At 45.9% G+C, this 8,273-nt stretch carries 6 protein-coding genes; 4 read left to right on the top strand and 2 right to left on the bottom strand.

Annotated features, from left to right (window positions below; translation table 11 throughout):
- A partial coding sequence (locus ACWVCM_RS13270) for a phosphoadenosine phosphosulfate reductase domain-containing protein (RefSeq protein ID WP_455202239.1) occupies positions 1-561 on the bottom strand: 561 nt, incomplete at its 3' end.
- A 153-nt stretch (positions 562-714) separates the two neighbouring features.
- Here ACWVCM_RS13270 and ACWVCM_RS13265 point away from each other — a divergent pair.
- The 4 genes from ACWVCM_RS13265 (at position 715) to ACWVCM_RS13250 (ending at position 5,828) form a co-directional block, all read left to right on the top strand.
- The gene (locus ACWVCM_RS13265) at positions 715-1,638 is read left to right on the top strand and encodes a CysB family HTH-type transcriptional regulator (RefSeq protein WP_455202238.1); all 924 of its coding nucleotides are present in this window, start codon (positions 715-717) and stop codon (positions 1,636-1,638) included.
- 140 nt (positions 1,639-1,778) lie between these two features.
- A complete protein-coding gene (locus ACWVCM_RS13260; protein WP_455202237.1) occupies positions 1,779-4,064 on the top strand; it encodes a GspE/PulE family protein in 2,286 nt (761 codons plus the stop codon).
- 263 nt (positions 4,065-4,327) lie between these two features.
- Positions 4,328-5,335, top strand: a complete 1,008-nt coding sequence (locus ACWVCM_RS13255; RefSeq protein ID WP_455202236.1) for a sulfite exporter TauE/SafE family protein — start codon at positions 4,328-4,330, stop codon at positions 5,333-5,335.
- A 43-nt stretch (positions 5,336-5,378) separates the two neighbouring features.
- A complete protein-coding gene (locus ACWVCM_RS13250; RefSeq protein ID WP_455202235.1) occupies positions 5,379-5,828 on the top strand; it encodes a hypothetical protein in 450 nt (149 codons plus the stop codon).
- 23 nt (positions 5,829-5,851) lie between these two features.
- Here the strand turns inward: ACWVCM_RS13250 and ACWVCM_RS13245 are convergent.
- Positions 5,852-8,273: EAL domain-containing protein (locus tag ACWVCM_RS13245; protein ID WP_455202234.1), on the bottom strand; the 2,422-nt coding region annotated here is incomplete at its 5' end.

Here is an 8,273-nt window from a genome sequence, read left to right as displayed (position 1 = left end):
TCTTTGCTGAGCTTCGACCAAATAACCGTGTACTGGCAAGTTGTGGTGTTTGCTATAGCTGTGGATTTCATCTTTAGTCCAGCGAGATAAAGGATTAAAGCGAGGTATCTGGTGTGTTTCATCCCAGGTAACCCACGATTTAGAAACAGTATTGTTCAACACGTTGGAACCGGTAATCCAGGCATCATGATGGTGTAATGCTCGTTGCAGGGGTTTAAGCAATCGTACTTCATTGATGTGCTCCTCCTTGTCACGTCGAGCACCATACTGGTGGTCAAATTGTTCCAGTTCAACAGAGTTTGGGTAGTACACCTTGAAGATATCACCGTACCGTTCGCGGATCTCATCCATTAAGCGATGTGATTCATCGGGCAACCTGCCCGTGTCTATGGTGAACATCTTTATGCTGGAGTATTCCTGATGTACCAGGTCGGAATAAATCAAATCGGCTAACACCATGTCTTCTACGCTGAACGACTGGAACATGGCTACAGGGGTAAAGTCTCTTGATAAATGGGTTAGCAAGCGTTTTGTCGCCAGCAATTTTTCTACAGCGCGCATAAGTTACCTCCGACTAAAATTCGGTTTCAAACAGGGCAATGCTGTTAACTTAACTAAATTAGTCTAGAATTGACAAGAATAAAGAATTCTAAAATTAGATCGAAAGGTTATAATAAGCTGATTTCAAATTGAAACGAACAAGCGGGTAAGACTATGAAATTACATCAATTAAGATATGTATTTGAAGTCGCCAACCGGAACTTAAATGTTTCAGATGCCGCCGATGCGCTCTATACCTCGCAACCTGGCGTCAGTAAACAAATCCGCCTGCTGGAAGATGAAATTGGTGTACCCATTTTTACCCGTGAAGGAAAGCGGTTGACCAGAATTACTCCTGCCGGGGAACAAATCCTGTTGAAAACGCAAAGTATATTGCGCGACATTGAGAGCATTAAGCTTATTGGTGAAGAATTTAAACAGGAAAAAAGTGGTAGCCTGACCATTGCGACAACGCATACTCAAGCACGTTATGCTTTGCCAAGGGTCATTAAAAATTTTGTTAGCCAGTTTCCCAAAGTAAAATTGTTTATAAAGCAGGGGTACCCGGAAGAAATCACCAAAATGGTTGTCGACGGAGATGCGGAAATGGTGATTGCTACCGAAGCGATTTCACATAGCAAGGAGTTGGTGGCATTGTCCTGCTATCAGTGGAATCGTTGTGCTTTAACACTGCCGGATCATCCATTGCTGGATAAAAAACCGGTGACCCTGAAAGATGTGGCAGATTACCCCATTCTTACTTACGATTTTGCCTTTGCGGGTCGAACATTGGTGAGCGAAACATTTGAGCGAGCCGAGCTCGAGCCCAATATCGTATTCACTGCACTTGATTCTGACGTGATCAAAACCTACGTGGAACTGGGATTGGGTGTTGGATTGGTCGCCAAAATGGCTTATGACCCACAACAGGATAATGCTCTGCGTATGGTGGATCTGGGACATTTATTCCCGGCCAGTACGACCTGGGTGGGATTACGCAGAAACTCGTTTTTGCGATCGTATGTATACCGTTTTATTGAAGAACTGGCGCCACATCTGGATGCGGAAACGGTAAAATCAGCGCTCCAGTCTGAGTAACAACAACCGGTTAACCCGGATTACCTGGCGTTTCCTGTTGCACCACGCCTTGTAGATGAATATTTAACCAATCTCTATTTCCCGCCGATAATAAAGGTGTAAGACAGGATTTATCTCCCTTAGTAAGTGGGAGTACCACAGTGGATCTTGCCAGGATAATTAGTGCCTCCATGAGTAGCAATGCGCAAAACATTATAGATCTTCCCAAGCCTCCTTTGAGCATGAAATCCGATGCCGATGCCCTGGCAGGCGCCGAAATGGAAGTGCAGTTACTGAGTGGCGGGATTGAAAAAGGCACCTTGCTTGCACTGCAGGGACCGCAGCAAAGTGTGGTAATCAAGACGGCTCGCGACAATCGTCCCCGTGATATCAGCTTCAGTATTATTCGCTCTGTTAAAATCAACGCCGCAATTATGTCGCGCCAGGGCCGTCATCCTCTAACGACGCGCGGTGGCGATGTGCAATTACCAGAAGTGCCACAGCCTTTTCAATTGCACTACAACGATAACCGAGTGATAGAAGGGGAGACCTGGAGTTGGCAGGTTGATGAATATGGGCTGCATTTATTCCCCAGGGATACTTTGGGCAACACGTTTCGTATGTTCGTACCATTGCAGGTGCTGCAGCAATATCGCATAGGACCCCTGCTTAAAAAGATAGCCCTGGATCCATCAGAGTACCATCGTGATTCTTCCCAGATTGCCAGTAATTCAATTGATTTGAAATTGGCATTGCAACATCTGCCGCCACAGATCGATAAACCGCTTGGTGAGTTTCTGGTTGACGAACAGTTAATTTCACAGGAGCAGTTACGCAACGCACTGGTCAGCCAACAACGGGAGCCGGAAAGAAAACTGGGGGAACTGCTGGAAGCCAGCGGTGTTGTTACTACTGATGAAATTTATCACGCACTGGCAATGCAGCTGGGCCTGCCATTCGTTCGATTGCGCAATTTTGATATTGATCCCTCTGTACTCACCTATTTATCGGAAGATATTGCGCGTAAATACAGCGTTATGCCCTTGTTTCGCGAGCAAGGGCACGTGGTTGTTGCAGTCGCCAACCCGGCGCACACCGAGATGGTTAGTGTTCTGCGATTTACTACGGCCAGTGAAATTGAAGTTGCGGTAGCCACTAAGCAGGACATTGACTGGGCAATCAATAATTATTATGGCAATTACAACGACAACAAGGCCATGGAGGAAATGCAACAGCAGACCCTGCAGCCGCAGGATGGTAAAGGTGGTGAGCAGGCGGATATGACACGCCTGGCAATGGAAAAGCCTACTGTCAGGTTAGTCAATCATATGGTGCTGGATGCGATACAAAGGCGTGCATCGGATATTCATCTGCGGCCTAATGAAGAGGATGTTGATTTGTTGCTGAGAATTCATGGCAGCCTGGTAAAACTCAAGACTTTTGACAAGTTATTACTACCGGCAATTGTCAGTCGCATCAAGATACTGGGGCGCATGGATATTTCAGAAAGAAGGCTACCGCAAGACGGTCGCACCAAGTTTGTCAGTCAGGGCAACGAAGTGGATTTACGGATATCCGTAATGCCGACAATTAACGGTGAAAGTGTTGTTATTCGTTTGCTGAACAAACAGGAAGGATTACGAGACATACATGAGCTGGGATTCACTGCTCATGATGAAGAACAGATAACACACATGTTGCACAAGAGTTATGGAATGTTGCTGGTTACCGGCCCGACGGGTTCTGGTAAGTCAACAACCCTGTATGCGGCTTTACAGGAAGTCATTAAACAGAACGTTAATATTATTACCGTTGAAGACCCGGTCGAGTACCATGTTCCCGGTATTCAACAGATCCAGGTAAACACAGCGCCCAATTACACGTTTGCCCGTGCGTTGCGCAACATATTACGCCATGATCCTGATGTCATCATGGTCGGTGAAATTCGAGACCAGGAAACCGCAAAAATTGCCGTGGAGTGTGCGTTAACGGGTCACCTGGTATTATCTACCCTGCACACCAATAGCGGTGCCGGCACCATTGCTCGCCTTATTGAAATGGATATTGAACCCTATTTATTAAAAACCACCTTGCTTGGTGTATTGGCGCAACGCCTGGTTCGTACTAATTGCCCCCATTGTCTGGAGGAGGAGCCGGTTGAAGATGCTGTTCGCGCCGTATTGAATATTGGGCCTGAGGAAAAGTTTTATCGAGGTGTGGGTTGCGAGACCTGCAACCAAACGGGCTATAGTGGTCGAGCTGCCGTCTACGAATTACTCATGATGACAAACAATATGCGTGCTTTGGTCTCCGAACACGTGGGTGTTGATGAAATTCAGAGTACAGCGCTCGAGGACGGTATGATTCCTCTGACCCAGAATGCATTGCGCCTGGCTCGAGAGCGCATTACTTCTTTACGGGAAGTTTACCGGGTTCGGCTGGAATAACTAATGTATTATCAATTAATCCGGATCAATGTTATCTGAAATACTGTTTCTCCATTAGATTCCTGTCAACGATCTAACGCGCCTCCTTTTTAATCAAAACGCCCATAACATATTGATGTGGCGCTATAATTCTTATAGTCCAGCCGAGCTTCATTTAACCGCACATTAATAAATATAATGAAATTATTGGGAGTATTTGTGTAGAATGCGTATCATTTTTAGAATCTTCTAATAAACCAAAATAATTAGACTGAGAGGCACTTATGGCGGACCTCCTGAAGCGAGTCCCGGAACTCACCCTTCTTATCATATTAACCATCGCTGCCTATGCCATTATGGGCATGTTTACGGAAATGTCCGGCACCGAAGTGCTCACTCCGTTGGCGGCATGGGGTATTGTCGTCGGATCTTTTGTATTGAGCTTAATTATTGCGATCGTCGCAGTGCTCGGTGGAGTTGGAGGTGGTGTCATATTTACACCCGTAATGTTGGGATTTACCTCAGTTGATACTTTACTGGTTCGCTCAACTGGATTGGTGGTGGCTATGTTCAGTGGATTGGTGTCATCCGGGCCGTTTATGCGTAAAGGACTGGCGGACATTCGACTGGTTTTTTATTGCGCAATACCAATCATCATCGGCGCCATGGCCGGTTCCCAGGTGGCTATCAGCATGTCTGAAAACATGGGTGAAACGGGCGACGCGATTGTTCGATTATTACTGGGTGGTGTGCTGGTATTTATCGCCTTGATGTTTATTTTGGGTGGCTCAAAAAACGAATACCCGCAAGCTAAAAAAATTGACAAGCTCAGCGACAAACTGAATCTCAAGTCCCGTTACTGGGAAGAGTCACTCAATAAAACGGTTCACTATCAACCAACCAAAGCGTTATTAGGTGGTATCTTGTTTTTCGCAGTGGGATTCACCGGTGGCTTTTTCGGCTTAGGCGGTGGTTGGGCGGTAGTGCCTGTTTTAAACCTGGTAATGACCGTTCCTCTTAAAGTATCTGCTGCTTCCAGCGGTGTGCTACTGGCGATTGGTAATGCGGCGGCGATTTGGCCCTACATCGTAAAAGGTGCGCTCATTGCCATTATTGCCGCGCCCTGGATGATTGGGCAGGTGATCGGCGGTATCCTTGGGGCCCATATCCTGGCAAAAATCAAAGCAGGTTTTGTGCGCAATATCCTTATTGTGTTACTTATTCTAACCAGCATAAAACTTATTTCGCGTGGTATCGAAGGATTATTCGGTATCGATATCCCGGTAATTTAAGGGTCAACAGATTAAGCGTAGACAGAATTTCAGGAGCTAGAACATGACTCACATGGATCAAGAATTACACGAAACCTATGATGAAGGTCATCATGATAAACCCCTGGCACCGATTGCCGGTATCGTTTATGGAGACCTGGTTTACTGGATAACCATCGCGGCAACATTCATGGTTCTTGCAGGTTCTATTATTACCTTCGTTACAACGAACAATTATATTGATCCATCATATATGTTGTCGGCAATATGGGAAGGAAAAACAGTCGAAGAAATATGGCAGGGTGCAACAGGTGCTCAACCTGACGGCCACTGGTATCTGCCACATTTAACAACAGGCAATGGAATGACTGCAGGTGGTATTGCGCTGGGTGTTTTTTCAGTCATTCCGGCGATTATCGCTTCCGCGATTGTACTATTTCGGCAAAAAGAACGGCTGTTCGGGGTGCTTGCGGTGATTGCCGCCGTCATAACCACGTTAGCAATTGCAGGCTAATCCGTTTTATATCCGCAAATTATTCAGGAAGCTTCCGCAGACCTTTGCGTAAATCCGGGGAAGGCCTGTGGTGTATCTACCACATAACCCTGGGCGTAATCCACAGAGATTTGTTTTAACGCATTAATGGTGGCAACCGTTTCAACATGCTCGGCAATGGTTTTAATACCCATCACATGGGCTACCCGGTTTATTGCCTCTACCATGGCGTAACTGGTCCTGTCCTTGGCAATATCCCTCACCAGCTCACCATCCAGTTTGACAAAATCCACGGGCAGGTTTTTAAGATAAGAGAATGAGCTTAAGCCGGTACCAAAATCATCAAGCGCAAACTTACAGCCCAGTTTTTGTAATGTGTTAATAAAAACCTGGGCTTCTTCCATGTTGGATATAACAGAGCTTTCAGTAATTTCGAAACATAGTACATCCGCAGGCAGGTTGGTTTTTTTCAATCCCTGCAAAATGAATTCAAGTAGTTTAGTGTCACCCATGGACTGGCCAGAGAGGTTGATGCTACACATTTCCCAATGCTTCAGGATGTCTTTTTGTTTGCTTACCAATTCAAAAGTTTTTGCAATTACCCAGCGATCAATTTTCGGCATTAATTGATAACGTTCGGCCGCAGGAATAAATGCATTAGGAGGTATGCAATGATCGGGTGGCTGTTTATTTTCATCGACCATACGTACCAGGACTTCCCCTGATAAACGTCCGGATTGCGCATTCTTTATAGGAATAATTGATTGAAAATGTAGTTCGAAAAGACCTTTCTCCAAAGCTTTTTGAATCCGTGGCATCCACGCCATTTGTCCCTGTTGCTGGGCGATGGCTTTGTCATCTGTTTTATAAACGTGTACCTGGTTGCGTCCCCCTTCTTTGGCAACATAACAGGCAGAGTCTGCAGCGCTCAATAGCTCAGTGAGGTCTCCAGTTTCTGGTGTGATCGGCACAAGACCGATACTGGTACCGACACGAAATATCCGATCTTCCCAGGGAAAGCGAAATTGCTCGACATCCGCGCGAATTTTTTCCGCGACTTCTACGGCTCGTTGTACAGGGCATCCTACCAGTAGTACACCAAATTCATCACCGCCCAGCCGGGCCAGCGTGTCCGATTCACGTAATAAATCTTGTATGCGGGTGGTTATTTGTTTTAACAGTTCATCTCCAGCATGATGGCCGCAGGTGTCATTGACGATCTTGAACTGGTCGAGATCAATGTAAAACATCGCATGATTTTTATTATCACTTTGTGCGCCTTTGATCGCCTGTTTGACGCGGACTTCAAATTCGCGACGGTTTATCAAACCCGTCAACGCATCGTGTGTAGCTTGATACGACAGTTGCTTGGTTAATGTTCGCAACTTGGTCACATTATGGAATACAAATACGGCGCCGATAACGACACCCCTGGAGTTGCGCAAGGGTGATCCGGAAAATTCAATGGTGTATTCCTTGGTTTTTTTGCGATTAACAAGGGTGACAGGATTATTTAATCTTACGCGACGCTTCTGGTTTAACCATTTTACGATCGGGATGTTAACGGATTTGCTGGTTTTTTCATCCAGCAGTTTAAGGACATCATTCAGGGCTTTACCTGTCGCTTCTTTTTCATCCCAGCCTGTCATTTTTTCTGCAACCGGGTTGAGGTAAGCAACCCTGCCTTCAGGATCCGTTGAAATCACGCCGTCACCGATGGACTCCAGGGTTACATGTAACCGTTCTTTTTCCTGGAATATTTTTTCTTCCACTTCTTTATCTGCAGTGACATCACGCATGGTGCCTTCAAAACCATGCGATGTTCCCTCGTTATTACTGGAATAATGAGCGTTGATCGAAGCCCAAATAGAATTTCCGAGGCTATGCTTCAGCCGTACCTCGAAATTTTGTACCGAACCACACTGGGTGTCCATAGCCTTGATAAGGCTGCTGTAGTTTTGTTTGGTAACTAACAGTTCAGAGAAACTGGTGTTGTGTAATGATTCAGGAGATTGTCCCAGTAAGGTTTGTATCGAAGGTGAAAGCCTTTTGATATATCCTTTGGCGTCGACCTGAAAGTAGGTGTCCTGCATATCTGACAGGATGCGAGCAGTTTCTTTCTCGGAAGCGCGAATTTTTTCCTCGATTACTTTACGTTCTTCAATCTCAATGGTTAGTTTGTCGTGAGCGCGTTCCAGCTCGATGGTGTTGTCGATGGCTTCCTGTTTCGCTGCAGCCAGTTCCTGTACCAGGCTGACGTTTTGTCGACTGTTCTGCCGATAGCGGTTAAATGCAGATTCAGCACGTATTGTTCCCCAGAAAGTTAACATGGAGACCAGCATGAGTTGGCCCCATATTGTGGTTTGGGTAAATGCTTCCTGGAGTAGTAACCATACCAGGGGAGACAATAGTGCAGGTAGAGCAAACGCCAGGAATAACCATGACCATAACGCAGATCCAGCCAGG

It is taken from the genome of Kaarinaea lacus (assembly GCF_975902315.1).
This window is presented reverse-complemented; position numbering and strand designations above follow the sequence as displayed.

What these genes read in the sequence shown, in the direction of transcription:
- ACWVCM_RS13265 (WP_455202238.1), top strand. Translation starts at nt 715, where the DNA reads ATGAAATTACATCAATTAAGATATGTATTTGAAGTCGCCAACCGGAAC.
- ACWVCM_RS13255 (WP_455202236.1), top strand. Translation starts at nt 4,328, where the DNA reads ATGGCGGACCTCCTGAAGCGAGTCCCGGAACTCACCCTTCTTATCATA.
- ACWVCM_RS13250 (WP_455202235.1), top strand. Translation starts at nt 5,379, where the DNA reads ATGACTCACATGGATCAAGAATTACACGAAACCTATGATGAAGGTCAT.